The organism is Agrobacterium salinitolerans (assembly GCF_027498475.1).
GTDB classification, from domain to species: domain Bacteria; phylum Pseudomonadota; class Alphaproteobacteria; order Rhizobiales; family Rhizobiaceae; genus Agrobacterium; species Agrobacterium salinitolerans.
The window spans coordinates 142,154-168,682 of the sequence record NZ_JAPZLN010000006.1 but is presented as its reverse complement, the minus strand read 5'-3'; the positions used below and the strand labels follow the sequence as shown (position 1 = coordinate 168,682).

20 protein-coding genes and 1 pseudogene are annotated in these 26,529 nt (G+C 56.0%); 10 read left to right on the top strand and 11 right to left on the bottom strand.

All coding sequences use genetic code 11. The features are described 5' to 3' along the window. The first annotated feature begins 276 nt into the window (after nt 1-276). The 5 genes from O9X91_RS20715 (at nt 277) to O9X91_RS20695 (ending at nt 9,611) form a co-directional block, all read left to right on the top strand. A complete protein-coding gene (locus O9X91_RS20715) occupies nt 277-5,586 on the top strand; it encodes an ATP-dependent DNA helicase (RefSeq protein ID WP_116979322.1) in 5,310 nt (1,769 codons plus the stop codon). A gap of 1,112 nt (nt 5,587-6,698) precedes the next feature. Next, nucleotides 6,699-7,427 (top strand): isopentenyl transferase family protein, encoded by a 729-nt coding sequence (locus O9X91_RS20710; protein WP_077768184.1) that lies wholly within the window; start codon nt 6,699-6,701, stop codon nt 7,425-7,427. Nucleotides 7,428-7,503: 76 nt separating this feature from the next. Then, nucleotides 7,504-8,094, top strand: coding sequence for an isopentenyl-diphosphate Delta-isomerase (gene idi / locus O9X91_RS20705; RefSeq protein WP_309546945.1), 591 nt, complete (start codon nt 7,504-7,506; stop codon nt 8,092-8,094). Between the two features lie 94 nt (nt 8,095-8,188). Beyond that, a complete protein-coding gene (locus O9X91_RS20700) occupies nt 8,189-8,734 on the top strand; it encodes an LOG family protein (protein ID WP_077768185.1) in 546 nt (181 codons plus the stop codon). Between the two features lie 256 nt (nt 8,735-8,990). Further along, nucleotides 8,991-9,611 (top strand): TetR/AcrR family transcriptional regulator, encoded by a 621-nt coding sequence (locus O9X91_RS20695; RefSeq protein WP_077768155.1) that lies wholly within the window; start codon nt 8,991-8,993, stop codon nt 9,609-9,611. Between the two features lie 293 nt (nt 9,612-9,904). Here the strand turns inward: O9X91_RS20695 and O9X91_RS20690 are convergent. Further along, nucleotides 9,905-10,045, bottom strand: a pseudogene (locus tag O9X91_RS20690) (IS30 family transposase); the annotation flags it as partial. Between the two features lie 310 nt (nt 10,046-10,355). Between O9X91_RS20690 and O9X91_RS20685 the strand changes: the two are divergent. After that, nucleotides 10,356-10,769 carry a hypothetical protein gene (locus tag O9X91_RS20685; protein ID WP_161596397.1) on the top strand — a complete coding sequence of 138 codons (414 nt, stop codon included), beginning with the start codon at nt 10,356-10,358 and terminating at the stop codon, nt 10,767-10,769. Between the two features lie 53 nt (nt 10,770-10,822). Here O9X91_RS20685 and O9X91_RS20680 read toward each other — a convergent pair whose 3' ends face one another. From O9X91_RS20680 to hutI, 5 genes are all read right to left on the bottom strand, one after another. Next, entirely contained in the window at nt 10,823-11,011 is a 189-nt protein-coding gene (locus O9X91_RS20680) for a hypothetical protein (protein WP_077768157.1), read from the bottom strand. Between the two features lie 31 nt (nt 11,012-11,042). Continuing rightward, nucleotides 11,043-11,609, bottom strand: a complete 567-nt coding sequence (locus O9X91_RS20675; RefSeq protein WP_012475936.1) for a HutD/Ves family protein — start codon at nt 11,607-11,609, stop codon at nt 11,043-11,045. 5 nt (nt 11,610-11,614) lie between these two features. Then, nucleotides 11,615-13,300, bottom strand: coding sequence for a urocanate hydratase (hutU, locus tag O9X91_RS20670; RefSeq protein ID WP_012475935.1), 1,686 nt, complete (start codon nt 13,298-13,300; stop codon nt 11,615-11,617). 19 nt (nt 13,301-13,319) lie between these two features. Next, nucleotides 13,320-14,120, bottom strand: coding sequence for an N-formylglutamate deformylase (gene hutG, locus O9X91_RS20665; RefSeq protein ID WP_077768158.1), 801 nt, complete (start codon nt 14,118-14,120; stop codon nt 13,320-13,322). Nucleotides 14,121-14,258: 138 nt separating this feature from the next. Further along, nucleotides 14,259-15,443, bottom strand: a complete 1,185-nt coding sequence (gene hutI / locus O9X91_RS20660; protein ID WP_234888143.1) for an imidazolonepropionase — start codon at nt 15,441-15,443, stop codon at nt 14,259-14,261. Between the two features lie 114 nt (nt 15,444-15,557). On the opposite strand from hutI, the gene O9X91_RS20655 reads away from it, so the two are divergent. Then, nucleotides 15,558-16,919 carry a formimidoylglutamate deiminase gene (locus tag O9X91_RS20655; protein WP_012475932.1) on the top strand — a complete coding sequence of 454 codons (1,362 nt, stop codon included), beginning with the start codon at nt 15,558-15,560 and terminating at the stop codon, nt 16,917-16,919. Between the two features lie 157 nt (nt 16,920-17,076). Here the strand turns inward: O9X91_RS20655 and O9X91_RS20650 are convergent, their stop codons facing one another. The 5 genes from O9X91_RS20650 to O9X91_RS20630 all read right to left on the bottom strand — a co-directional run bounded on the left by O9X91_RS20650 (nt 17,077) and on the right by O9X91_RS20630 (nt 22,366). Beyond that, a complete protein-coding gene (locus tag O9X91_RS20650; protein ID WP_012475931.1) occupies nt 17,077-17,922 on the bottom strand; it encodes an ABC transporter permease in 846 nt (281 codons plus the stop codon). Continuing rightward, nucleotides 17,919-18,830 carry an ABC transporter permease gene (locus O9X91_RS20645; protein ID WP_012475930.1) on the bottom strand — a complete coding sequence of 304 codons (912 nt, stop codon included), beginning with the start codon at nt 18,828-18,830 and terminating at the stop codon, nt 17,919-17,921. The genes O9X91_RS20650 and O9X91_RS20645 overlap by 4 nt, the downstream gene beginning before the upstream one ends. Then, nucleotides 18,799-19,881: an ABC transporter ATP-binding protein gene (locus O9X91_RS20640; protein WP_077768160.1), complete on the bottom strand. Its 1,083-nt coding sequence runs from the start codon at nt 19,879-19,881 to the stop codon at nt 18,799-18,801. The genes O9X91_RS20645 and O9X91_RS20640 overlap by 32 nt, the downstream gene beginning before the upstream one ends. Next, nucleotides 19,881-20,969 carry an ABC transporter substrate-binding protein gene (locus O9X91_RS20635; protein ID WP_012475928.1) on the bottom strand — a complete coding sequence of 363 codons (1,089 nt, stop codon included), beginning with the start codon at nt 20,967-20,969 and terminating at the stop codon, nt 19,881-19,883. Before O9X91_RS20635 ends, O9X91_RS20640 begins: the two co-directional genes overlap by 1 nt. 449 nt (nt 20,970-21,418) lie before the next feature. Further along, the gene (locus O9X91_RS20630; RefSeq protein WP_012475927.1) at nt 21,419-22,366 is read right to left on the bottom strand and encodes a cucumopine synthase-related protein; all 948 of its coding nucleotides are present in this window, start codon (nt 22,364-22,366) and stop codon (nt 21,419-21,421) included. 390 nt (nt 22,367-22,756) lie between these two features. On the opposite strand from O9X91_RS20630, the gene O9X91_RS20625 reads away from it, so the two are divergent. The 3 genes from O9X91_RS20625 to hutC all read left to right on the top strand — a co-directional run bounded on the left by O9X91_RS20625 (nt 22,757) and on the right by hutC (nt 26,369). After that, nucleotides 22,757-23,704, top strand: a complete 948-nt coding sequence (locus O9X91_RS20625; RefSeq protein ID WP_204814888.1) for a cucumopine synthase-related protein — start codon at nt 22,757-22,759, stop codon at nt 23,702-23,704. A 182-nt stretch (nt 23,705-23,886) separates the two neighbouring features. Then, nucleotides 23,887-25,416 (top strand): histidine ammonia-lyase, encoded by a 1,530-nt coding sequence (hutH, locus tag O9X91_RS20620; protein ID WP_012475925.1) that lies wholly within the window; start codon nt 23,887-23,889, stop codon nt 25,414-25,416. Nucleotides 25,417-25,619: 203 nt separating this feature from the next. Beyond that, on the top strand, nt 25,620-26,369 hold the full coding sequence (gene hutC / locus O9X91_RS20615; protein ID WP_161596396.1) for a histidine utilization repressor: 750 nt from the start codon (nt 25,620-25,622) through the stop codon (nt 26,367-26,369). Nucleotides 26,370-26,529 lie beyond the last annotated feature (160 nt).

Sequence of the window (26,529 nt, the reverse complement as noted above, 5' to 3'; positions counted from 1 at the left end):
AGCGTTCCTGATATCAAGTTATAGTCCTCGCAATCGATCCACCATAGAAAGATTGCTCATCTGAGCTTAAGGAATTCAATTCTTCCTCAGATATACTTGGAGCCACGCGGGCCATCTAACTGACTTCTAGGTTTTGATGAACACCATGTCCCCTCAATGGCTTTGAGACCGCACCGGATGCTCATTGAGTTTTGAAATCAGCACCGTTACCGAACTTTCCATCCTGGCTGGCTGATCACACACGATTGGAAAGCGAGGGGAATAGGAGTGGCAAGCATGCCAACCGACGACATTGTAATGTCCGATCCCGGAATGGCTGCTGTTGACACGTCTGTCCCTACGCGCTTCCAGACAGATCTTCGCCAGTTCAGTAACCTGCTGGACGAGAGCAATATTGTGGAATGGGTCGTAAACCACGCCGCAAATCGCAATGCGTGCTTCGGACAAGACCAACTTAAGATTTCGGCGGCTCGGGCACTCACGCACTACAAACGGCCGGTACAAGAAATCGACCTGCTATTCCAACAGGTCGTCGCAAGCGACAAACTGACCCGGCTTGATTCTCCAGATGGCCAACCTCTCTACACCTCTACAGAGCTGAGAGCTGCGGAACAGAATACTGTACGTCATGTCACCAATCTTTCCGCAGAAGAAAGCTTCGGCGTTCCGGGAACCATTGTTGATATGGTCGCCGATAGAGGCATTTTCACACCGGAGCTCAGAGGAGCATTACATTATCTGTCTAGGCGAAATCGAGCTTCCACTATGGTGGGCGTAGCGGGTTCCGCAAAAACAAGTGTACTTGGAGCCCTGAACGAAGCGGTGGACAGGTTCAACGAGGAAGCGCTCCCGACCGAGAAAATAAAGTTGATTGCCTTCGTACCCACCAACCGGGCGGCCCAGGAGCTTCGTGAGAAAGGTCTTCGCGACGTCGCGACGACTTTCAAGGCGAAAGACCGCACCATCGGAAAAAATACCATCGTCGTGATCGACGAAATGTCGATGGCCAAGACGCAGGAGATCGCGCAACTAATCGAGACAGTTGCAAATGCCACTTCCTATCACCCAACCGAAAGGCCGAAACTGATATGTGTGGGAGACGATCGGCAACTGCCCCCTGTTGGACCTGGTGATCTGCTTCCGATTATTATGGAGCAAGCCGGCTGCTATGAACTCGTCCAGCCGCTTCGACAGCTCGACGCGCGGTCGCGAATAGAAACAGAAAAGCTCGGACGTGACATACGACGCGATGCCAAGAGCGCCGTCGGGCACTATCTCACAGCGCTCGAACAAATGGGCCTCGTCCATTTCGTATATGCTCCTCCTAGCGGCTCAAACGTCAGGGCGTCAGACCAGATCACTGACCGCATGCTGGAGGAGATGAATAGAGTTTGCGACCGATATCCGGTGTATGATCGTCTTGTGATGGCACACTCCAACAGGAGCGTTAATCGCGCCAATATCGCTCTTCATCAGAGGTTTGTTGACAAATCCGGATTGCAAGACCAGCAAATGAGTGTGTGGTCAAGCGTAATAGATAGTGGAAGTTCGGAATCTGGAATAGATGAGGGTTCGTCGAGACGCGTTCAGCAAAGGATTAATCTCGTCTTGGGAGACAGGATTATATTCAGCGAAAACCGTCTGCAAGCGGACATCCGCAATGGTACTTTTGCAACTGTAGTCGGACTTAATAGCACAGAAGCTTCCCGAGCTGAGAATGGCACATCTGCTGGGGTTCGCATTACTGCAAGGTTAGACGGATCTGGACGAACCGTCACTTGGACCGATAGCGAGTTTAAGGGTTTTACCTACGGCTATGCTGCTACAATTTATAAGAGTCAGGGGGCCACAGTTGATCACGCCATTCTCCTCTGTGATGGTGCTCTTTCAGATAAGCTGACCTATGTCGGCCTGACGAGGCATCGCAGTCGTCTCGACGTCATTGCTTCTCCCCTCGTGGCAAACAATGTTGAGGCTCTCAGTGCAAAGCTCACTCAGCAAAGCGCGCCAAATAATTCCATTCAATTCCCAGCGCTCGAACCTGCTGCCTTCCAAGAGCGCTCGTCGGTTTCGAACGCGCACTTGCTAAGGCCGCTCGACCAGATGGAAATCTCTCCAACGACGCCGCTTTCCTTCCAAGGCAGACAAGAAAGCTCCTTCGGGGAGAACCAGCTGCACGAACCATCCACATCGGATGTGGAAATGCCGGAAAGCGCGGACCTTTACCCGAGCGCCATTGACTTCGAAGTTTTCCAGTCTTCTGTCATCACGACTGAAGAGCAAATGCAACCGGAATTCTGCGGGTCGGAATCGACGGCTAACACCTCAGCCCACGAAAGCCACCAAGTCACGATCGCAACGGTAACAAACCTGGGGATAGCGATCGAGAAACGGAAACGAGCGGCGGCAAAGGAAGAAATCGATTCTCGCAAAAAAATGGCCCGTCACTCAGTTAGTTCTGCCGAGGAAGTTGAAGATATCACTTCCCTGTTCGAACGATTGAAACTGGCAACCTCGGTCACCAACACAGTTCAACCGACGTATGCGGACGTCGATCATATCATCGGTACTGATGGCCGAGTGGGTCCAATACCGCACCGGGAAGATGATCCGGGATCAAATTGGGAATTGTCGTCAACGAACGCCCCCTCAAACGTCTCAGAGAAACGATCGACCAAAGACTCAGGAGAAAAAAATATGGCTTCGAATGACCAGAAAATGCAAGGCGCTGACTCTGCAGGCAGCGAGCGTCATTTTTCGCAGACTTCCATTGTGGAAGCCCTGCAGGCTGGCGATCACAAGAAGCTCGTGGAAACGCTCGCCGCAACCGGCTCCCTTGTCGAGAAAGCGGACGCCGGGTCGGCGCTGAAAGCAATGGCGGATGCTTACGAAAGGGATATCAAGGCAGATCCCGAAAAGGTCCGCATGCTCTATGCCAATCGGCGCGTTGATGTAGATGCGCTGGCCAAGGAGATCGAAAAACAGGGCCTTGCATCCGGTCGCCTGAGTGGCGACCCTGTCAGCTTCAAGGCGTTCAACAACAAGGATATCCGTTTCAGGGTCGGCGACAGGCTCAGCGTCACCAGCAGCTACAGGAATCTCATTGCCGGTGAAGCCGGCCGGATCGAAAAGATCGAAGGCAAATCCGTTACCTTCAAACCCGATGGCAGCAGTCAGAGCAAGACCTTCGAGGCCAGCACCGGCGAGCCGGGTGACAGGGGCGTCAAGGGCTACAAAATCGAAGGCCCGATGACGGTCATCGGCTCCGCCTATGAACTTACGCGACATGATGACGGCAAACGTGTTGACCAAATCTATCTCTTGAACGACGCTGCCCATGGCATCAACGCCAATAGCGCTTTGCTGAGCAAGGCCGACGAGCGGACGCAGCTTTTCACTTCGCTCAAGGACACCGCCGACAGGGACATCTTGGCCAGGCAACTGGGAAAGCCGGGCAGCGAGCTCTACCAGGACAAATTCCCAGCCTTGCCGGACTACACAGCCGCCATCGATCGGATTGCAAAACGCCAGGAAGTTGTCGCGGCACGTGGCGAGGAGAAAACTTCCGCCCCGATAGACCTGGCGCCCCAAACGCCGCCCGACGCTGCCGATGCGGCAGTCAATAACCAGAAAAGAATCGTCGAGGCCTTGCAGGCAGGCGACCACAAGAAGCTTGTGGAAACGCTAGCCGCAACCGGCTCCCTTGTTGAGAACACAAATCTCGTATCAACGTTGAAAGCGATAGCGCAGACTTATGAAAGAGACATTAGTGCGGACCCCGAGAAAGTCCGCGCTCTCTACGCCAACAAACGTGATCATGTAGATTTGCTTGCCGAAGAGATCGAAAAGCAGGGCCTTGCATCCGGTCGCCTGAGTGGCGACCCTGTCAGCTTCAAGGCGTTTAACAACAAGGATATCCGTTTCAGGGTCGGTGACAGGCTCAGCGTCACTAGCAGCTATAGGAATCTCATTGCCGGTGAAGCCGGCCGGATCGAAAAGATCGAAGGCAAATCCGTTACCTTCAAACCCGATGGCAGCAGTCAGAGCAAGACCTTCGAGGCCAGCACCGGCGAGCCGGGTGACAGGGGTGTCAAGGGCTATAAGATTGAGGGGCCCACGACAATCATCGGCTCCGCCTACGAAATCAGAAATCACGACGATGGCAGGCGCGTCGATCAGGTTTATGTCTTGCACAGTGCCATTTTCGGCTCAAATGCCGCGAGCGCCCTGTTGAGCAAGGCCGACGAACGAACCCAGGTTTTCACCGTGCAAAGCGACACGGCTGACAGACACATCTTGGCCAGCCAACTCAGCAAGCCTGGCAGCGAGCTCTATCAGGACAAATTCCCAGTCTCGCCGGACTACGCAGCCGCGATCGACCGGATCGCGAAACGCGAGGAACTTAGGGCCGGACGTGGCGAGGAAAGTCCTACTGTTCAAATGGAGCCGGTGAACCAAACGCCCTACGAGGCGGGACATTGGACGCCTGACAGTCAAAAATCTGTGGTGGAAGCCCTGCAGGCTGGCGATCACAAGAAGCTCGTGGAAACGCTCGCCGCAACCGGCTCCCTTGTCGAGAAAGCGGACGCCGGGTCGGCGCTGAAAGCAATGGCGGATGCTTACGAAAGGGATATCAAGGCAGATCCCGAAAAGGTCCGCATGCTCTATGCCAATCGGCGCGTTGATGTAGATGCGCTGGCCAAGGAGATCGAAAAACAGGGCCTTGCATCCGGTCGCCTGAGTGGCGACCCTGTCAGCTTCAAGGCGTTCAACAACAAGGATATCCGTTTCAGGGTCGGCGACAGGCTCAGCGTCACCAGCAGCTACAGGAATCTCATTGCCGGTGAAGCCGGCCGGATCGAAAAGATCGAAGGCAAATCCGTTACCTTCAAACCCGATGGCAGCAGTCAGAGCAAGACCTTCGAGGCCAGCACCGGCGAGCCGGGTGACAGGGGCGTCAAGGGCTACAAAATCGAAGGCCCGATGACGGTCATCGGCTCCGCCTATGAACTTACGCGACATGATGACGGCAAACGTGTTGACCAAATCTATCTCTTGAACGACGCTGCCCATGGCATCAACGCCAATAGCGCTTTGCTGAGCAAGGCCGACGAGCGGACGCAGCTTTTCACTTCGCTCAAGGACACCGCCGACAGGGACATCTTGGCCAGGCAACTGGGAAAGCCGGGCAGCGAGCTCTACCAGGACAAATTCCCAGCCTTGCCGGACTACACAGCCGCCATCGATCGGATTGCAAAACGCCAGGAAGTTGTCGCGGCACGTGGCGAGGTCAAGCCGATTGAGCGCACCGAAGCGCCCGAAATACCCCAGGTTCAAGCTACTATCGTTGGCGAGACCTCGATCATTCGGTTGCCCGATCGGATAAAAACCAATCGCGAGAAGCCCCAAGAACTTGATGTAGTCTCGAAAGAAGGGCACGAAACTACAGGTAGTCTGAGGCAGAGTGTCCAAGAGAGTAATGCAGCACCAAAACAGACTTCGCCGAAGGCGGCAAATGACGTGGATCGGCTGACACGGGATTTTGACGAGCGCATCCGCGTCCGCGGGGATGGACGTGGACTCTAAGTAAAAGAGGGTGCGTAACGCGCACCCTCTTCCACTCGCTGTCCCTGTATCCGTTCTCTGTCGCGAGAACGTCGATCACCTTTTCGGAACTCTTTCCAGATCTGCTTGAGGTTCCGTTGCCGGAGAAAGCATTGGCGAGGATTGCTGGGATCCGGCGGACGGCGATGCGATGTGCCGGTTCGGTGACCAATTCCATCAGAGACCGGCCGACGTATGGCCTGCCGAAGTGGAAACGGCTGATCAGCTTGCGAGGCCGAGCTACTTCCCCGGCAAGCGTCGGGTTCGGGGCATTGTTTTCCTCGACCATGGCGGTATTTTGCTGAGTTGCCCGGCTAAACTAGGCTTTGGCAGCCTGTTCTTTGAGGTCATGCCGTCACTGGCGATGTCATCGCGCGATCCGCACGCTCGGCGACACGAAACGGAAAGCGACCAGGCAGGGATGCTGCTGTCGTCGCCGAAGCACTCGTCAATATCCGAACTCCCTTATGCCGAAGGCGGCAAAGCAGGAGTTCTAAAAGAAAGTGCTATAACGATCCCGTCAACATCGAAAGCAGTAGGCCGTTCGTCGCGCAGACGGCCGATTTGCATCTGTTTGCCTGGCGCCGCCTCAAAGCGGACTATCGCCCGCCAATGTGCTTTTAGCTCTCCCCGTCAATCCTGAACTTGACGCTAAACTGAACTCAGGCCGGTGCTGGTTCCATGCTCATTCGCCAGCTCCTGGCCAATCACAACCGCGCTGCCGTCATTCCGGAAAAAGCACACGTGTACCTATTCATCAAGCGCGGCTCTGCCGCCAGGAGCCGTAGCACGCGAATTGATGTCAAATGAAACCAAACTGTCAAAGGCGGGAATTTGAATTTCGACATAAATATCAGTACTCATAAATTATTAAAGCACAAATTTAATGTTTTCCCTCATATTGCAAATTCTGAATGCGGTTTGATAAAGTTATTCTACGAACCAATACTATCATACGTCGAAAGCGTTAGCACTTTTACTTCGACGTTTGTTCTTTTTGCAATGCGCGCGGCGCAGCCAATGCCGAATGAAGCGTCTTGATCATGAGACCGTGTCGCGTCACCCCCGCTGGTTTTGAAAGAAGCGAGATGCACATGCTTATCTATCTTATCTATGGACCCACCTGTAGCGGAAAAACCGACTTGGCAGTACAAGTGGCCCGAGAAACGGGTTGGCCGGTAATAGCGCTCGATCGGGTACAATGCTGCCCCCAAATCGCTACCGGCAGTGGACGTCCTTTGGAATCGGAACTGCAATCCACCGAGCGAATCTACCTGGATTCGCGCCCACTCGCTGAGGGTGTGATCGATGCAGAGGCGGCTCATCGTCAGCTCATCTCAGAAGTAGAGAATCGCCGGACCTCTCCTGGTCTCATCCTCGAAGGCGGTTCGATTTCCCTTCTGAACTGTATGGCCACGGACACTTATTGGGAAGCCGATTTTAGATGGCATGTAAGGCGACTTCGTCTTGCGGCTCCAGATGTTTTCCTGCCGCGAGCAAGACGCCGGGTGACGGAAATGTTTGCTGTCAAGGACGAGCGCCGATCTCTGCTGCAGGAACTGACGGATCTCTGGAAGCAGGAGGCGCTCCGGCCGATACTGGAGGACATCGACGGGTATCGCTGCGCAATCCGGTTCGCCAAGGAACATGATATCGGGATTCGCGATTTGTTGCGTCTCGATTTGACGCGACAGCAGGCGCTGATCTCGGCCATCGCCGACGAATATTTTGATCATGCGCAGTGGCAGGAGCGCGACTTCCCTGATTGGCAGGAGGGCGGAAACGTTCGCCTCACTCCTCGGGTGGCATCAAACGCTAACTGAGTGTCGGAAGTTAACGTCGCGAAACGAAGAGATTTGTGATGACCCTACCGGCCAATCAATCGCCTGAATGGTCATATTGTGCAACGAACTCGGGGAGGCCACCGGCACTGCTCCAAAATCCGAGATTCATCATTCCGATACCCCACTGCATTTGGCCTTTTCGGTCTACATTTTCAACGGTGACAACAAGCTGCTAGTGACGCGCCGGGCATCTGATAAGATCACCTGGCCCGGTGTTCTTTCCAACAGTTGCTGTGGACACCCGCAACCTGGCGAACCGTTGACCGAGGCTATCGAGCGCCGGGGTCACGAGGAATTGCGGATACGTGCAGACGACATTCGTCTTGTGCTGCCGGAATTTTCCTATCGCGCTTCAATGACGAATGGGATCACCGAAAACGAGTTGTGCCCCGTATTCGCTGCACATTGCAAAACCTCCGGCGTCAACCCCGATTTGAATGAGGTGTCAGCGTGGGAATGGGTGCATTGGCAATGGTTTTTCGAAAGCGTACAGGCTGAGCGCTTGTTGGTGTCACCATGGTGTCGTGCACAAGTCGACCTGCTCGCACCACTTGGTGCGAACCCATCGCAATGGCCCGTAGCGGAGGAGCGGCGGCTACCAAAAGCTGCCAGAACGAAGATTGACGTTCAACTTAAGGTTTCTTAGCTAAGCCGCTCCCGGGCGTGGAGCTCGTAGGGAGTTTCTCAATTCGGGAAATAGCTGGCCTTCAAGAAGTTCGTTTTCTCAATTGGAGGAGCGTTTGAGATATTGCGTCTTTGCGGGTTCAAGCAACGGCCAAAATCCGGCCTATGTGAGCGCAGCAAACCAACTTGGCAAAGCTCTGGCGAGATCGGGCATCGGATTGGTGTACGGCGGCGCTTCGATTGGTTTAATGGGTGCTATTGCGGACGCGGCCCGAAGCGATGGCGGAGAGGTTATCGGCGTCATTCCCCGCGCGCTGGCCGAGAAGGAGATCGCACACACCGATCTTGCTGATCTACGCGTTGTCGAGACCATGCACGAGCGCAAAGCGCTGATGACGACGCTGCCGGATGGTTTTATCGCTTTACCAGGAGGATTGGGAACCCTCGAAGAGCTGTTCGAAGTATGGACATGGGCTCAGTTGGGTTACCACAATAAGCCCTGTGCACTGCTGGACGTAGCGGGCTTTTACAAAAGGCTAGATTCCTTTCTTGATCATATTGTTGGCGAAGCATTCTTGACAGCAAGTCATCGCAACATCCTCCTCGTCGAAGAGGACGCCGAGGTGCTCATTTCTGCCATGGCAAAAGATAGTGCCACTTGAAAGTTACGTTCAGAAGAGAGCGATTTTAGGCTACTCCGACGCTAACTGCGCGCTTTGCAGGTTACCTGAAACGTGTTGTCCAAAAAGCGAGATGGCACTACGAGCGCTGGTCCCCCCTGTGTTGGCTCTGTTTATTTTGTAACGAAATTGCTGTGGCAAACCGTAGCCGATTTCATATTTCTTGTTTCTCGCGGAATGTCGGGCTGAAAAACGTTCATCAAGAGGACTGATGCGATAGGCCACAGGGGGGCGATGCATGAGAAGGACGTCGGATGAGGCTGCAGCTACCCGGAGGCGGATTTTACGCTCTGCCGAGGCTGTGTTTATCGAAAAAGGATACGATGAAGCCTCCTTGCAGGAAATTGCCGCCGAAGCGGCCGTAACAACCGGCGCCATCCAGTGGCATTTCGGACAAAAAATGCACATTCTACTGGCCTTGCGCGATGAGTTATGCTGGCAGGCAAGAAAGCTCGGCAGCCTTCACGACGCAGGGATGGTTGAGGAGCCATTAAAGGCAGTCGCCGAGTTTGCCACATCAGCCATTAACCACTTTGCTGACAATGAAAACTGCAGGCGGATTTTCCAGATCTATGATAAGAAAGTCTCCGATACAGTGGCCTTCCATAATGAAGACCGCAAGTTTCAGCAGGAAGTGCGGGCTACGTTAGGGAGCGTTTTCGGATCCGCAGAGACGAGAAAGGAATTACTAGCTCCTTGGACCTCCGACACTGCGGCATATACCTTTTGGTTTGCAATGCGAGGAACGTTTCAGACCTGGCTGGAGGATGATTCGAGGTTTGACCTGAAGTCCGATGGCATGCGTATCGTTCAAACGATGCTTTCCTCGTACCAGCGCGCCGATTTGGTCACTGGATAAAACAATCGGAGTTCGCTCGCTTTTCCTCATCGCCCAAGCGTTTTCCGATACCGCGGTTCAGCACCGGTGACCTTTAATATTTCCAGCTTTGGACGTCGTGGTTGATATGTCTCACGGATGAAGGCTCGTATACGGCCGGGCCAGGTGTCACTAAACATCCTGGACCAGTTTAACCAGATGCAAAATCACGGATTGTTTTGGAAAAGCTAACCCAAGTGCATCATGCCGGCGTCTAGGGTAGGGGATCACCCCTCTTCCTGCAAATGTGCCATGAACACTTCTGCTGGGGTTTTTTATCCGAGGCATTTTCGCGGTTGATCCTTGAGATGGCGGGCAAGGTGGGTCAGGTCGCGCTGAGAGACGGCTGCAAGATCGGTATCACCTGGCATGAAGCGGCGAATGCGCTTGTTGGCATTTTCCACCGCACCTTTCTGTAGGCGTTCAGGTCCTTGTTGAAGAGAAGGACGCGGCTCGTTTGGTCCGGCTGAACGCGGAAATCCGAACACACCTGCGCCGCACCGCCGCCGATCGACGACGCTGCGGTATCGCGAAACCCGAGACTCGACAGCACAGGCCCGAGTTCCTTTGGGGCAGTACCCAGTATCAGGATGCCGATCCGACAGATAAGCTGCGGCGAGCTTATGTCCACTAAAGCCGCGATTTCGGAAAGGCTGAGACTGGAAGTGGGCCAGGACGCCGCCTCCTCGCTGATTTTCGACACGCGCGTACGGTGACGAATTCCGTATGATGTTCCACCTGCGTGCGCAAATTCTCACTGTGACACGGGTCGGTGGATATGCCGCGCGCACCATCCTGCGTAATCGGACCGGAGCGCATGACCGCAACATGCTCAACGAAGGCCGGACCGGTGAAGTAGATAGACGGCCGGGCATGGAGCTCAGCATTGAAATCCGTCGACATGTAGTTTCGCCCTACGAGGGGAAAACACTCCTGATGCAGGCCAACCGAACGAGCCTCTGTTTCAGATCAGTTGCCGTTCGAAAGGTGAGCTTTTGCGAGTGCTTCCTGTGCCGATTTTGCGTTAAGCGCGGCAAGCGCGCGTTCGACATGATGCGCAATTTCAGAGACGGTTTTGCCTTGAAGCAGAGCGATTTCGGCGAGCGTTTTGCCGCGAGACAGCCACCGAAGGCATGCTAGTTCTAATGGACCGGGCAACACAAACTCCATGACCACATCGCCGACCTTCAAACTCAATCATCCCCGTCACCGAGCCAGCGGGCGCGCACCGCTGGAAACTCGATTGACGACGACTCATCCAGTTCTTTTTGAGGAGGCCTCGCTGCACATGCGGCAGCGACAGAACGAATGCCAATCGGCCCGTAGTTCTCAACCAGGTTGACCGCCTCGGCTTGCCTGTTCTCGATATTTTGCCTGTTCAACTTGGTATCCTCAGGGTGTTCATTTTCCCGTTCAAAGTGGCAGCAACTCGACGACGAACGCCGTCGTCGGGCCGTTTGCCCGAAGAACGACTTTTTCGGCGCGATCCAGGTGAAGGGCATCGAGGCTTTCCAGTCGCTCCCCGGAATTCTTTAGCGCGCAGCCGGACATCACGATGACGAACACCACCGCGACATCCGATCCGACCTCCAATTCGCCATCAAGCCTGCACCTCGCAACGCGATGACCGAAGCGTCCCCTCCGGCTCATGACATTGAGGTCGCTGATAGGGCCATCCACCAGTCGAGCGGTGGTCGGGACGTCCGCTCGAAAGGTAAAAGGCGGACTATTCTGAGAGCAGACGGTGGCGGGCTCCCCGGCAATCGCGAGTTCTATCCCCTCCCCCGTCAGCACGCTCAACGTCCGATCGACTTCATCGAATGTCGAGAAAGGCCCATCGAGAGCGACCGTCGCGGTGCTGATGCGCCAGTCGAAATCGTCGACCGACGCATCCGGAGGGGAGACGGCGATCTCCACCGTCTCTCCCTTGCCGTTCTTCCACATCGTGCGCTTGTACTGCGCGGAACGCAGAACGCGCATTTGCTTCAGTTCCCGAGAATGCCCGGCAGACGCAGGCCTTTGTCCTTGGCGCAGTCGATGGCGATCTCGTAGCCCGCATCGGCGTGGCGCATGACTCCGGTCGCCGGGTCGTTCCAGAGAACGCGCTCCAGCCGCTTGGCGGCATCGTCGGAGCCGTCGGCGCAGATGACAACGCCCGAATGCTGGCTAAAGCCCATGCCAACGCCGCCGCCATGGTGTAGCGACACCCAGGTAGCCCCCGATGCGGTGTTGAGCAGTGCGTTGAGCAGCGGCCAGTCGGAGACGGCGTCAGAGCCGTCCTTCATCGCTTCGGTCTCGCGGTTGGGCGAGGCGACCGATCCGGAGTCGAGATGGTCGCGACCGATGACCACGGGTGCCGAAAGCTCGCCGTTCTTGACCATCTCATTGAAGGCCAGCGCCAGGCGATGACGGTCGGCGAGGCCGACCCAGCAGATGCGAGCCGGCAGGCCCTGGAAGGCGATGCGTTCGCGGGCCATGTCAAGCCAGTTGTGCAGGTGCCTGTTGTCGGGCAGCAGGTCCTTGACCTTGGCGTCGGTCTTGTAGATGTCCTCCGGATCGCCGGAAAGGGCGGCCCAGCGGAACGGACCGATGCCGCGGCAGAAGAGCGGGCGGATATAGGCCGGAACGAAACCCGGGAAGGCGAAGGCGTTCTCAAGACCTTCCTCCTTTGCGACCTGGCGGATGTTGTTGCCGTAGTCGAGCGTCGGCACCCCGGCATCCCAGAAGGCAACCATGGCTTCGACATGGACTTTCATCGAGGCGCGGGCGGCAGCCTCGACGGTCTTCGGGTCGCTTTCGCGCTTGGCCTTGTGCTGGGCAACGGTCCAGCCGATTGGCAGATAACCGTTGAGCGGATCATGGGCCGAGGTCTGATCGGTGACGATGTCGGGGCGTGGACCACCGGCCTCCATACGCCGCACGAGCTCGGGGAAAATTTCCGCGGCATTGCCCAGCAGGCCGACGGATTTTGCCTCGCCGGCTTTGGTCCAGCGCTGGATCATCTCGAGGGCCTCGTCGAGCGTCCTTGCCTTCTCGTCGACATAGCGGGTGCGAAGACGGAAATCGATGCGGGTCTCATCGCTTTCGACGGCCAGGCAGCAGGCACCTGCCATGACGGCGGCGAGCGGCTGGGCGCCGCCCATGCCGCCGAGACCGCCGGTCAGGATCCATTTGCCTTTGAGATTGCCGCCGTAATGCTGGCGGCCGGCCTCGACGAAGGTTTCGTAGGTGCCCTGCACGATGCCCTGCGTGCCGATATAGATCCACGAGCCGGCCGTCATCTGGCCGTACATGGCAAGGCCCTTCTTATCCAGCTCGTTGAAATGGTCCCAGGTTGCCCAGTGCGGCACGAGGTTCGAGTTGGCGATCAGGACGCGCGGCGCATCCTTGTGGGTCCGGAAGACACCGACCGGCTTGCCCGACTGAACGAGCAGGGTCTCATCCGCATTGAGCGTCTTCAGCGTCGCCGCAATCGTTTCGAAGTCGTTCCAGGTGCGTGCCGCCCGGCCGATGCCGCCATAAACCACCAGCTCGTGGGGGTTTTCAGCCACATCAGGATCGAGGTTGTTCATCAGCATGCGCAGCGGCGCTTCGGTCATCCAGCTCTTGGTGTTGAGCTCCGAGCCGCGTGGCGCGCGAACTTCGCGGATATTGTGTCGAGGATTGGTCATGGTCAGTGGCTCCCAATATTCACTTCTTGAGTTCGGATGCGGCGCGCTCGAGGTTGGTCAGAATGTCCCTGAGACGGGCGCGGATGCGCTCGGCTTTTGCGGTGTCATAGGAAAATGGCGGTTCCTCTGCCGAAAGATGAGTCGATTGCGCCAGTTCCATTTGGATCGCGTGGACGCCGCTTTCGAGCGTGCCGTAATGCCTTGTGGTCCACCCTCCCTTGAACCGACCGTTCAACGTGCGTGTGTAGCCATCAGCATTGCGAACGACGTTAACGACGGCCGCCGCGACTGCGGGATGACACGACTGCCCGTCATTGGTCCCGATATTGAAGTCGGGCAACGTTCCCTCGAACAGGAAGGGAATGTGCGAGCGGATTGAGTGACAGTCATAGACAATGGCCAAGCCGTGAATTGCCTTCACCCGCTCGATCTCTGATTGGAGGGCGGTATGGTAGGGTGAGTGGAAAGTAGCGACTCGTTGAGCGATATCGTCGTCTGTCGGTTCCGCACCGGATTTCCAGATGGCTTCACCATCAAAGTCCGTTTTGGGGATAAGGCCAGTGGTGTTCTGCCCAGGGTACAAACTCGCCCCTTCCGGATCCCGGTTGGCATCAATGACGTAGCGATGAAACATCGCTCGAACGACTGTGGCTTTCTCTAAAAGACCATCGTACAGATTATGTATATACCAATCGGTATCGATCAGCTGCCGGCCATTGTCGTTCAACCGCTCCCAGATCTCGCTCGGAACATCGGTACCGGTATGGGGCATTGCTAGAATAACCGGAGAGGTGCCGTGGCGAACTTCAAAAACACTCATGATTTCTTCTCTTCTACGACTAGCGAATGGAGGTGAAAGAACCAGCCAGGTTCGAAACGCCAGGGACATGACTTAAAGTCACGGCCGCAGTCCTCGTCCCTTAAATATTCGCGCATGCAGGGGATTGAAGCCCATCCGCTAGACCAGCTCAGCTGGCCGTCCGATATTCCAGATCGCGAAATCAGCGGACCTTCCGACCTCGAGGGTTCCAGTTTCATGCAAGAGACCAAGGGCACGTGCAGCCTCTCTTGTCGCGCCAGCGACGCACTCGTCGACCGTCAAGCCGAACAACGTGGCTGCCATATTCATAGTCAGCAGCAACGAGGTCCGTGGTGAAGTGCCCGGATTGCAGTCTGTTGCGATAGCGATAGGCGTGCCGGCATTGCGAAGCGCTTGCACTGGCGGCAGCTGCTTTTCTCGGAGTGTATAGAATGCTCCTGGCAGAAGAACAGCCACCGTACCAGCCATAGCGAGCGCTTGGGCACCTTCTTCATCGAGGCACTCAAGATGATCTGCCGAGAGCGCTCGATAGGACGCGGCTAGCTTTGCTCCTCCAAGATCGGATAGCTGCTCCGCGTGCAACTTTACCGGAAGGCCTATCGCAGTCGCCTTGTCGAATACCTTGGATATCTCCGCTGGCGAAAATGCGATATTTTCACAAAAACCATCCACCGCATCGATGAGACCTTCCCTCCTGCCCCGCTCGAGTCCAGGGATGACGACATCCTTGATGTAGTCGCCATTCCTGCCTCTGTAACTTGACGGGATCGCATGGGCGGCGAGATAAGTGGTCACGACGCGCACCGGTCTCAGCGTCTCCAATCCCCTTGCCACACGCAGCATTTTCAATTCAGCTTCGACGTTGAGGCCGTAGCCAGACTTTATCTCGACCGTCGACAGTCTCTCTTCCATGAGGGCGTCAAGTCGAGGCAGATCTTGCAAAACGAGTTCATCCTCGGAAAATTTGTTCGTGGCGTTTACAGAAGAAGCAATTCCCCCACCGGCCAGTGCGATCTCCTCACACGACGCACCGGCGAGTCGCATTTCGAATTCGTGTGCGCGGTCGCCACCGAATACCAAGTGCGTATGGCAGTCGATCAATGCCGGCGTCACCCACCGGCCCTCCAAATCGACTTGAACCGCGCCTCTCGCCAACGCCGGGAGATTTGCGTCGGTTCCGACGTATGCGATGCGGTCACCTCTGACCACTATCGCGCCACCCTCTACGACACCCAGGCCGTCTCGATCTCCCGCGACAGTCGCCAGATGCGCGTTCCTCCAAACGACGATTTCCTCATCGGATGCGGGCGTTGCCACTGACATCTCGATCCCCGTTGCTCTATATTTGTCTTTCATTACTGATATTTTGTATATACCAATACACGGAATTGCAAGCACCAAAGTTGCCTGCGTTTCGCAAAAAATCAGAGGGAAGCTATGAAGGAATTGAACAGTTCAGCACTTTTCGCACGGAAGGCCCTTCTTCCGAGCGGCTGGCACGACAATGTCAGGGTGTTGGTCGAGAGCGGAACCATCGCGTCGGTATCGACCGATGCTGATCCTGCACCATCCGACGAACACCATCAAATCATTCTGCCTGCGATGGGCAATCTCCATAGCCACGCCTTTCAGCGCGCAATGGCAGGTCTGGCCGAGACCCGCGGGCCGTCAGATGACAGCTTCTGGAGCTGGCGAAATGTAATGTACCGGTTCGCCTTGACGATGAGCCCCGACGATGTCGAGGCTGTTGCGTCCCAGCTCTACATGGAAATGCTTGAAGCAGGTTTCAGCCGTGTCGGCGAGTTTCACTACCTGCATCATAGCCCGGATGGAAACCATTACTCCAACATTGCGGAAATGGCGGAACGAGTCGCAGCGGCCGCGAGTGCCACCGGAATAAACTTGACCCTGCTACCTGTCTTTTACGCCCACTCGGATTTCGGCGGACTCGAACCGGTGGAGGGGCAACGACGATTTATCAATTCGCTCGACAGCTTCGAACGACTAATGGTTGCGTGCCGATCTCTAGTCGCGAAAATCGACGGCGCCGAGCTTGGTGTCGCACCACACAGCCTGAGAGCCGTCATACCGCAGGAACTGCTTGCGGTCACCTCAATGTCTGGCGGAGGGCCAATCCATATCCATATCGCCGAGCAGATGAAGGAAGTTTCGGATTGTATTGCCTGGTCCTCTGCTCGTCCTGTTGAATGGTTGTTGGACAATGCACCTGTGGACCAGCGCTGGTGCCTAATTCACGCAACTCATATGACCGAAATCGAAACGGCAAGAATGGCGCGGACTGGCGCTATCGCTGGGCTTTGCCCGATTACCGAGGCCAATCTTGGCGACGGTATTTTTCCAGGCCAAATTTTCTGCGAACAAGGAGGCCGTGTCGGCATTGGTTCCGACTCGAACGTTCTCATTTCCCTGAACGGAGAGCTGCGGCAACTTGAATATTCACAACGACTGCGACTCCAAGCACGTAACGTCCTGGCAGCGCCGGGCGGCTCAACGGGTCGCAATCTTATCGTCTCTGCCGTCCGCGGCGGCGCCATGGCGCTGAACGCGGAGAGTGGCATTGAGGTACACAATTCTGCCGACATGCTTTCACTCAATCTCACAGAAGTTCCCTATCTCGAAGATGACGAGATCCTGGATCATTGGATCTTTGCAGATGGGGTTGCGATCGACAACGTTTGGGTTCAAGGCCGCAGACAAGTGGTAGCCGGTCGCCACGTCGCCCGAGACAAGATCAATCGACGCTTCCTCACCACAATGCAGAAGTTGGTTCGCCGCTGATCGACACGCGGAGGCGAGTTGGCGGTCTTGTCCTTGCAAGGTCGCCTGTTTTGCGTTGGCGTAATTTCGAGGCGTCGGGGAATAAACTGGCATGCAAAAAGGGGCGCCGAGCGCCCCTTCTTAAAATTAAATTTCAGATGTGATCATATCTACTGTACTAGCCGCGACGACCGGTAAAGACGTTCAGCCCCACCAGACGGTCGATTATGAGAACGACGATGGCCGAACCAATCACCGACCAGGTGGCAACTGCGGCTATCAATGGCCTGTATTGGTAGAGGAGATACTCATAGATTTTGATCGGCAGTGGCTGCAGTTCGCGCGGCGTGAGGAAGACCGAGATGGAGAAGTCATTCCACGAGGTTATGAAAGCAAAGAGAAAGCCAGCGATCACACCAGGTTTGATCAACGGCAACGTTACTGACACAAACGTACGCCACGGATTTGCGCCGACACTGCTTGCAGCATCCTCCAGCGCGGGGTCGAGGTTCTCGGTAACGGCTGTGATCGTTCGTACCGGGTATGGCATGGTGATCATCACGTGGCCGATGACGAGCGCAAATAGGTTCGTCACCCCGAAAGCGTAGATCATCACCGAATACAACGACAGAGCAAAGATCACCGAGGGTACGAGCAACGGCCCCATGAACGACAAAGTCAGGACCTTCGCCACCGTGGGCGGTGCTTTCCGCAATTGGAGCGCGACCGGAAGTGCGAAGATCGTTGAGACCGTGGCTGCTACTGCTGCGACGGCAAAGCTGATGAGGGCGCCATTCACGAAGCTTCTGTCCGTGAGAGCCGCAATCATCCAATGCAACGTCAATTGCTTGGGCGGAAAGAACATGGCTTCCGCGTTCAAAGCTGCGCCGGCGACCACAAACAGTGGCGCCACGACGGTGACGAACGCGCAGAAAGCGGCAATACCTAATCCTGTGGGGAGTGGCAACCACACCTTCCTGGCCGAAACGCCCTTCCCCGTCGAGACAGTTGTGGTAGCGCTCATGCTGCTCTCCTCGCCGTGCGGAATGTTTGATTGATGGCAAACAAATAGATTGCAGTAATCAGGATGCTCAGAATCGTCAGGCTTATGCCGATCGCCGCTGCGAAGGGGAAGTTCCCCTGCACGGTGGCTTGTTCGTAGGCCATCATGCCCATCATTTTGACCCGACCGCCGCCCATGAGGGACGGAATCGCAAAAGCTGCGGCGTTCAAAGTGAACGCAATCAGTGTGCCCGCCACGACTCCGGGCAGCGACAGCGGGAAGGTTACGGCCCAAAAGGTCTTGTACTTGTTGGCGCCCACGCTTGCCGCCGCCTCTTTGAGGGCCGGGTCGATCGCGGCTATGACACCGATAAGAGGCAAAACGACATACGGGATGGCGATCTGAACCAACCCTATCAAAACCCCAAGCTCGGTATACATGATGCGGACCTTCGGCATCCCCATGAAGGTCAGGGCGCTATCAATAAGTCCGCCGCTCATTAGAAGAACATTCAATCCAAAGATCCGGATAACGATGTTCACAGAGAGGGACACAACCACCATGCTGGTGAGAAACCCTCTGCGGTCAGCAGGGAGCTCGGCAATGTAGTAGGCCAGCACATACCCGATAATCAGAGCAAGCACCGTGGACAAAACCGACAGCTTAACGGTCGTCCAGAGCGCTGTTTCGAGATAGAAGGGGTCCGTCCAGAACCTCGCGTAGTGCTCTAGCGTGCCTGTAAATACAGGCGCGCTGCCAACCTCATGGGAGGACATGCTCGTCGCAACGAGCCAGCACATGGGAACGAAAAAGAACAAGATGACGAAGGCGAACGGCAGGAACAGCGGCGCTTGGGTAGACCACGCAACCACACGCTCCCAAAGTCCTCTGCGTTCATCACTCTGCGGCAACGACGGCGTTAGTGACATTGATCCTGACCTTGTCTCCGGGTTTCAAAACATCGGCGTTAGACCGTTCCTGCAGGAAAACGGGCGCCTCAGGTTCGTGAGTGAGTTTGATCCCATATCGAATTGCAGAGCCTTCATAGATCACATCGCCGACCGTGCCCTCGAGCTGATTTGCAGGCGGATTGCTGCCCTGCCGTTCAAGTACCAGCCACTCGGGCCGAACAATAACGGTGACCTTCTCTCCGACCGCCCTGGCCGACGGCGCATGCGCAGTCACGACGGCGCCATTGCTGAGCTTGATTTCGGCCCTGCTCTCCTTGGAATTCTGCACCAGTTCTCCGGGCAGGAAATTTGCGCTACCAAGAAAGCCGGCAACAAAACGGTTCGCCGGGCGCTCATAGACTGTCCTCGGGTCGGCGATTTGCTGAATCCTTCCGGATTGCATGACCACCACTTGGTCGGACATGGAGAGCGCCTCCTCCTGATCGTGCGTGACGAATAGCATCGTCACCCCAAGAGACCGCTGCAGTCGCTTCAATTCAATACGGAGTTCTTCCCGCAAGCGCCGATCCAGATTGGACAGCGGCTCATCAAGAATGATCACCTCAGGATCGATCGCAAGCGCTCGTGCCATGGCGACGCGTTGCTGCTGCCCGCCACTGAGTTCACGAGGATATCGATCCTTCAAGCCGGTCAATTGCACCATGCTGAGGGCACGGTCTACACGACGCGCGATCTCTTCCCGGGGCAGCTTGCGTATGCGAAGACCGAACGAGAGGATTTCTGCCACAGTCATGTGGGGCCACAGGGCGTAGTTTTGGAAGACCACGCCGATGTTGCGTTTGTAGGGAGGCAGGTTGGTAACCTCCCTGCCTCTGATCGAAACACGCCCGCTGTCGGGAATGATGAAGCCCCCGATCACACGCAATGTCGTTGTCTTGCCGCAACCACTTGGGCCGAGAACGGTGATGAACTCACCGTTCTTGACCTGAAGGGAGACGTCGTCCAGAACGTTGATGTCGCCGTACGTCTTGCGGCAGTGCGACAGTTCAATGTCGAAACTTTGGGTCATTATCGTTGAATTTCCCGTTCCCAGCGCTGCTGCCATTGATCATAGACCGAAACGATGTACTTCCAGTCGGCGCTTTTCAGATCCTTGACGTTGTCTGGCGTGATCATGATCTTTGCCTGGACTTCCTGCGGCAGCTTAGCTTCGCGGTTCGTCGGGAAATAACCAAGGCGAGTGGCCATATTGAGTCCCGAGGCGGGGCTCAGTAAGTGGTTGACCAGCTTCTCGGCCAACTCGGTGTTCGGACGTCCGGCAACGACGCTAAGCGTCGAGGCGAGCGGGAAAAATCCTTCCTTCGGAATGACGCCCTGGATTTTTACGCCTTCAGTGTCACGCGCCCAGCCGATGCGGCCATCGGTCCACATGCTCATGGAGATCTGGTCGTTGCGATACAGTTCGAGATGGTTGGCGTGCGAGTCCACCCAGACGTCGATGTTCTGAGCGATCTTGGCCATTTCGGCGAAGCCGGCGTCGGGATGACGCTCGTCGCCGCCGGCCTCTTTCGCAAAGAGAGTGATTAGATCGATATTTTCAGGCCGGAATCCGCGCAGCGCGATGCGGCCCTTGTATTCCGGCTTCGCGAGATCATGCCACGATTGCGGCGGCTTCACCTCCGCAGGATTGTAAGCGAGCACATATGCGCCGAAATTCGCTGCGACGACCGCGTCGGAGTAGATCGCATTCGGGTGAATGTCCTTCAGGTTGGTAACCAGCTTCGGATCGAGCGGCGCAAACGCCTTCTCGGCTTCCATGCGAAGCGCGAAAACCGGATCAGAAACGATAACGTCGACTTCCTTGTTGCGGACACGGGCTATGTTGTTCGCGCCGGACCCGGCAACAATGGTGACCTTGACGTCGTTTTCCTGTTCGAAGGATTTCACGCTCGCAGCCATTGCTTCGTCATAGGCACCGCCAAAACCGCTGACGATCAGCTCCTTTTGTTGCGCCTGAGCTCCTGAACTCAGCGCGCAAGCTGCGACCAACATTGCGCCACCGACGATGGCTTTCCCAAATTGCCATTTCATGGTTAGTTCCCCTTGGTTGGGGTTTGGCTCGCAGCAACGCGAGACAAACCGTTCTGCGTCGGACACCGTGCCCTACCGCAAACATTGAGTTGACTTCAGGTTTGAGATTTGCCTCCGTTGCTTGAGGCTCATCATCTCATATACAAATGCCGCTTCTTTTCCGCTGGGATCTGTCCTCGGAGGAGCTAAGGCTCAGCGTCATCGGGGCGATATGTTTGGCAGTTGCATGCCAGATAGCCACGCCAATCCGCCCCTAAAGAAACGCGTCGTCAAGTCGGTTACATGGCTGAAACAGAACGAACTTCCGTCATCCAGGACGCTGTGTCCCGCATTGTTCGGAAGGTCACTGATTTTGTCGAATTCAAACCAGAATGCCATTTCGCCGTTCTCCTGTTACCGCATGTTTCCTGCGGTTTGGTCTATACATATTAACAGAAAGGCTTAGCCAATCAAGTCAATTTTTTGTCGCCAAAGGGAGGCGGCTCGCGTTAGAAACCGCCCCGGCTGAACGCTTGTTATGCGAGTTCGATCGTGAGCATGATCGGCTTCTTGTCGCCAAAGTTGCTTTCCAGAACAGCGCGACCAACCTTATAGATATCGTCGGCATACTCCGGCAGGATCTCACCGAGAACCGGTGTCGCAATATCTTCGGTGACTTCACCATACTGGACGATGACCTTGTTGCCGGTGCCCTGGGAATAGCGGATACGGCCGACCGGAGCATCGCACTGCCGTTCCTTGACGTTAACCTTTGCGGTGCTCACGACAGGCGCCCACGCGTACATGGATTCACCGCTGACAACGGCATGGTCCTGAACAACCGTGAAGGGCAGAGCTTGAATAAGGTCGTTGCAGAGTTCGGGGTTTTCCTTCGTCGCGAGATAGGCAATGACGCTGATGCCCAGCGGCTCCCAGGTAAGCCGTACCTTTTGACCGTCGCGGATCTGAACACGCCGAGAGGGATCGGCCAGGGCCGCGATGGAACCTTCCGGGGTCTCGTAAGTGAGATGTTTTCCGATGCTCCAAGGGAAGTAATGGAATGACCAGGCGGCCAAACGGTTGAGGTAACCCAGGAACGCCTTGACGGCCTCAACCGCCTCGTCGCGGCTACCAGCCGTCGGAAGATATTTGGTGATCGCTTCGGCAAAAGCGCCCATTTCCTGCAAGCCGCTGTAGCGCAGATAGTTGCTGTATGCGTAGTCAAAGCGGTGCACGAGTGCGCAGCACTGCTCGAGGGTAAATCGCTCATCCTGGAACGTCAGCAGCAACGGATACCACGTGTACATCGACTGGTCGCGCAGCATGCCGTTCACGAAGTCGAGGTTCGTGAAGTATTGGTTGTTTGTCCCGACCGCGAAGGTGCCGGTCCGGATATCATGAAGCTCCTTCGGCTCGGTGCTTTCATAAGCAGCCGTCTTTTCCTTCACCGCCTTAACGACGTCACTCAAGCTGTTAAACGACATTTCTCAGAATCCTATGGTTGATCTTGTGCGTGGCAGGTGACCTCCACTCGGATTAGCATAGCCATAAACTCCGTTTTGTATAGACCATTTAATATTTTCGTCCGGCATACCGCTTAGGAAAATATACGTTTAGCCCAAAAACTAACGGCTTGACGGGCCAGAAAACGACCGCGCCTCGATCCGGAAACTGAAATATTCCTCTAACATCATTCCAAAATTGCACAAAAATAGACAAATACGCCTTTTTGTATGGGAATTTTCTTTCGCTCAGCGCCGATTAAGGCGATTTCGTCGTTGCGACCAGCCGAGCAACCTCTATGGTATATACCTATTCGGGGCGCGGTCTCACTGGCTCGAATTTTTCTTCGGAGCGCGCTGAAAATGGGAAGATTGATCGATATCGCGTGGCCGGAACTTCAGATCACGGTCGTGGCTGAATTGGCGGATGATGATAACCCTGAATTGTGCGAGGAATTTTGGCAGGACCTGCCATTCAAGGTGATGCAGGCTCATCCCGTCGTTTCCGGCGAGTCCTTATATGCTTGGACGCCGACGATCAGCACCGCGCCGGTGCGGCTGCGTCGGCGGATCGTCGATTGTGCCGTTGGGGATCTGAGATACTCCCAGGCGACCGGCAATAAGTTTTCCATTCAGTATGGCAAGGGCCTTGAGCCCCTGGCGCAGCCGGTGCTGGGACAGGTACGTCCGGAATACCACCATCTGCTTCCCATCGTCGGCAAAGCCATCTGGAACAATCTGTTCTTCGCGAAGGAGAGGATCTTCGTAGAGGTAAGGCCACACGATCCCGCGGAAGCCTTCAATGGACAGGGCCGCTTCGGAAACCTCAAGGGCGTCGCAGCCGAGTTCTACGCCGAAGCCAAGCGCATCCAGACGGTAGAGCCGGAGGATCTGCGTAAGATCCGAACGGGACAGATCGGCGATACCGGGACCTACGGTCAGTTTTTCACTGCCTGGGACTTCGCCAACGGCATGCTCCGCGACTATATCATGTACACCGCCTACCCGCTCCTCAAACTTATCGATACGCTCTCGCACGACGACTTTGTGGCCGCCGTTGAAGCATTCGATCCCGCGTATTCGGAGTATCTCGGCTATTCCGGTCTTAACACGCTGCTGGATTTCTCGAACAAACTTCGTATGGCGATGAAGCAGACGGACGACAAGGAAGAACTCAAAACACTGCTCCGCACCTTCATTATGTATGGCAATCGCCTATGCGCGTGGTCCTACCATTACTTCCCGTGGTATCTAGGAATGTTCTACGGGCGAGCCGTCAACGGGCAAGAGTTTCACGGTCGTTTCAATCCGGTTCAGTGAACATAATCAATCCGTTGCCACCACGACGGCATTAGAGCGGCACCTCTTTAGAGCCGCTGTTCGTATTTTTGCTGCGCGGCGCTTTACATTTGGTCCATTTTCGTATTGGTATATACAAAATAGAGGACGCATGGCTATTATGTATGCCTCTGGATCTCCTGTCCCCCTAAAAGGTTCTAAACATGGCCCACGCGCTCGTTCCCGGAAAAGTCTCATTGGAAACCCTGGCTGCCGTTTATGATGGCACGCTCGCACCCGTGATCGATGCCGCGGCGCTGAAGAGAGTGCAGATATCCGCCGACAAGGTCGCCGAGATCGCTGGGGGAGATATCGCTCACTACGGCATCAATACCGGTTTCGGCAAACTGGCGAGTGTGCGCATTCCCGCCGACGACGTTGAAACCCTCCAGCGCAATCTGATCCTGTCACATTGCTGTGGGGTTGGAGCGCCACTCCCGGACGGTATCGTTCGCCTCATCATGACGCTGAAGTTGATCTCGCTCGGCAGGGGTGCATCAGGTGTGCGACCACAGGTCATAAACGTTCTCTCCGCGATGCTCGAAAAGAATGTTCTCCCTATTATTCCGGAGAAAGGTTCGGTCGGAGCCTCCGGTGACCTTGCTCCGCTCGCCCATATGACTGCGGCGCTGATCGGCGAAGGTCAGGCGAAGTTCGACGGTGAGGTCATGCCAGCCAAAGAGGCATTGGCAAAGGCGGGCCTCACCCCTATCGTCTTGAAGGCCAAAGAAGGTCTTGCCATGATCAATGGCACCCAAACCTCGACGGCGCTGGCATTGGCCGGCCTCTTTCGCGCCCACCGAGCTCTCATTTCATCCCTCATTTCCGGCGCGCTATCGACGGACGCCGCAATGGGTTCCACTGCGCCGTTCCATCCAGAAATCCACACCCTGCGCGGCCACCAGGGCCAGATCGACGTGGCCAGCGCGCTGAGCAGGCTGTTGGCGGGTTCCGAAATCCGCGCTAGCCATGAAGAGGGGGATGAGCGGGTACAAGATCCGTATTGCCTTCGCTGCCAGCCTCAGGTCGCCGGCGCCTGCCTCGATCTGCTACGTCAAGCCGCCGCCACGTTGATGATCGAAGCCAATGCCGCGACGGACAACCCGCTCGTCCTGTCCGACGGCACGATCGTATCCGGTGGCAACTTCCACGCCGAGCCAGTAGCATTTGCGGCGGACCAGATTGCAATCGCCGTCTGCGAGATCGGCGCGATCGCTCAGCGCCGCATTGCGCTGCTTGTCGATCCGGTCCTGAGCTATGGCCTGCCGGCGTTTCTTACGCCGAAGCCGGGCCTCAACTCGGGTTTCATGATCGCGGAGGTAACCTCGGCCGCGCTGATGTCAGAGAACAAGCAGATGTCGCATCCGGCATCTGTCGACTCGACCCCTACCTCGGCTAACCAGGAAGACCACGTGTCGATGGCCTGCCATGGCGCGCGGCGTCTCCTGCAGATGACCGACAATCTCTTTTCGATTGTGGGCATCGAGGCGCTGAGCGCAGCCCAGGGTATTGACTTGAGAACGCCACTCACCTCCAGTTCGGAGCTCGATGCAGTTCGCAAGGTTATTCGCACCGCCGTGCCGAAACTCGAAGACGACCGATACATGGCCGAAGACCTCAAGCGCGCGACGGAGCTCGTTGCGACCGGCCGCCTGGCAACGCCCGTTTCGAAGGATGTTTTGCCGTTGCTCTAATATTCGACTGAATAAGCCGGGAAGGGGCGGCTCCCTGCGTTCCCTTCCCGACGTTCAGAAAGTTTATTGAGCTGTTGCGATGAGCACGGTTGGTATACGGCCAAAGCACCATATGTTATAGACCAATAAAAGGTTTGTAATACAGGTGAAAGAGGTACGACTGGTGACTGATGCTCGCTTCCTTAACAATGAATCGACCAGCAATGGATGAAGTCGCGACAGACAAACAGGCGTCGTCGCGTTATCTGGAGATTCAGCGTGACATCGAAAACAAGATAGCCACTGGCGAGTGGGGCTCCGGCTTCCGCATCCCGCCTGAGCGCGAGTTGGTTGATATTTACAATTGTTCCCGCATGACGGTGAACAAGGCCCTGTCGAGCCTTGCAGCCTCGGGCATGATTTCGAGAAAGCGCCGCTCCGGCTCCTTCGTCGCGCCGCCGCGTATTGAAGAGCCGCTGATGCATATTCAGGATATCCGCGCAGAAGTGCTGGCAATCGACAGGACCTATACGTTCGAGATTACCGATCGCAGCATCCGAAAGGCCACCGACGCGCTCGATGCGCGGCATGTAGGAGTCCCGGTTGGCACACGGCTCCTAACCCTCGAAGTTATGCACTATGCCGACAATCTTCCGTTCACAATGGAAACGCGGCAGATCAATCTTGACGCCGTTCCACAGGCCGAACGCCAACAGTTCAAAGACGAACCGCCTGGAAGCTGGCTGCTTCAGAACATCCCTTTTACTGAAGGCGAGCATTCAATCCGCGCCGTGTCGGCTGATACGATCCTGGCGAGGAGGCTACAGGTGGTCGAGCGCACGGCCTGCATTTCGATTGCGCGCCGGACTTGGCTGGAGGGCGACTTAATCACATTCGTGCGCCTGATCTACCCTGGCGACCGTCACCGGTTCGTCGTCCGCTTCAAACCGAATACGCTTCCCGTCGGTCCATAAGCGGCGACTTCGAACGATAAGGAACAAGCAGCGCCCTGTGGCGCTGTTTTTTGTGACAAGAAGTGCCGCCAAGAATCCGAGGCGGCATCCACTTCAAAAAAACTATGCACCCAATTTAATAAAACTGCACTACGCAACTCTGATGCTCTGTCTCAAGATA

Excerpts from the sequence above, each read along its gene's own strand:
- O9X91_RS20650 (WP_012475931.1), bottom strand. The coding sequence starts at position 17,922 with ATGAGCGCTACCACAACTGTCTCGACGGGGAAGGGCGTTTCGGCCAGG.
- hutG (WP_077768158.1), bottom strand. The coding sequence starts at position 14,120 with ATGAGTGTTTTTGAAGTTCGCCACGGCACCTCTCCGGTTATTCTAGCA.
- O9X91_RS20675 (WP_012475936.1), bottom strand. The coding sequence starts at position 11,609 with ATGCGCGTTCTGCGTTCCGCGCAGTACAAGCGCACGATGTGGAAGAAC.
- O9X91_RS20695 (WP_077768155.1), top strand. The coding sequence starts at position 8,991 with ATGAGAAGGACGTCGGATGAGGCTGCAGCTACCCGGAGGCGGATTTTA.
- O9X91_RS20630 (WP_012475927.1), bottom strand. The coding sequence starts at position 22,366 with ATGTCGTTTAACAGCTTGAGTGACGTCGTTAAGGCGGTGAAGGAAAAG.
- O9X91_RS20640 (WP_077768160.1), bottom strand. The coding sequence starts at position 19,881 with ATGACCCAAAGTTTCGACATTGAACTGTCGCACTGCCGCAAGACGTAC.
- O9X91_RS20685 (WP_161596397.1), top strand. The coding sequence starts at position 10,356 with ATGATGTTCCACCTGCGTGCGCAAATTCTCACTGTGACACGGGTCGGT.
- hutI (WP_234888143.1), bottom strand. The coding sequence starts at position 15,443 with ATGTCAGTGGCAACGCCCGCATCCGATGAGGAAATCGTCGTTTGGAGG.
- hutU (WP_012475935.1), bottom strand. The coding sequence starts at position 13,300 with ATGACCAATCCTCGACACAATATCCGCGAAGTTCGCGCGCCACGCGGC.
- hutH (WP_012475925.1), top strand. The coding sequence starts at position 23,887 with ATGGCCCACGCGCTCGTTCCCGGAAAAGTCTCATTGGAAACCCTGGCT.
- O9X91_RS20655 (WP_012475932.1), top strand. The coding sequence starts at position 15,558 with ATGAAGGAATTGAACAGTTCAGCACTTTTCGCACGGAAGGCCCTTCTT.
- O9X91_RS20710 (WP_077768184.1), top strand. The coding sequence starts at position 6,699 with ATGCTTATCTATCTTATCTATGGACCCACCTGTAGCGGAAAAACCGAC.
- O9X91_RS20645 (WP_012475930.1), bottom strand. The coding sequence starts at position 18,830 with ATGTCACTAACGCCGTCGTTGCCGCAGAGTGATGAACGCAGAGGACTT.
- O9X91_RS20715 (WP_116979322.1), top strand. The coding sequence starts at position 277 with ATGCCAACCGACGACATTGTAATGTCCGATCCCGGAATGGCTGCTGTT.
- hutC (WP_161596396.1), top strand. The coding sequence starts at position 25,620 with ATGGATGAAGTCGCGACAGACAAACAGGCGTCGTCGCGTTATCTGGAG.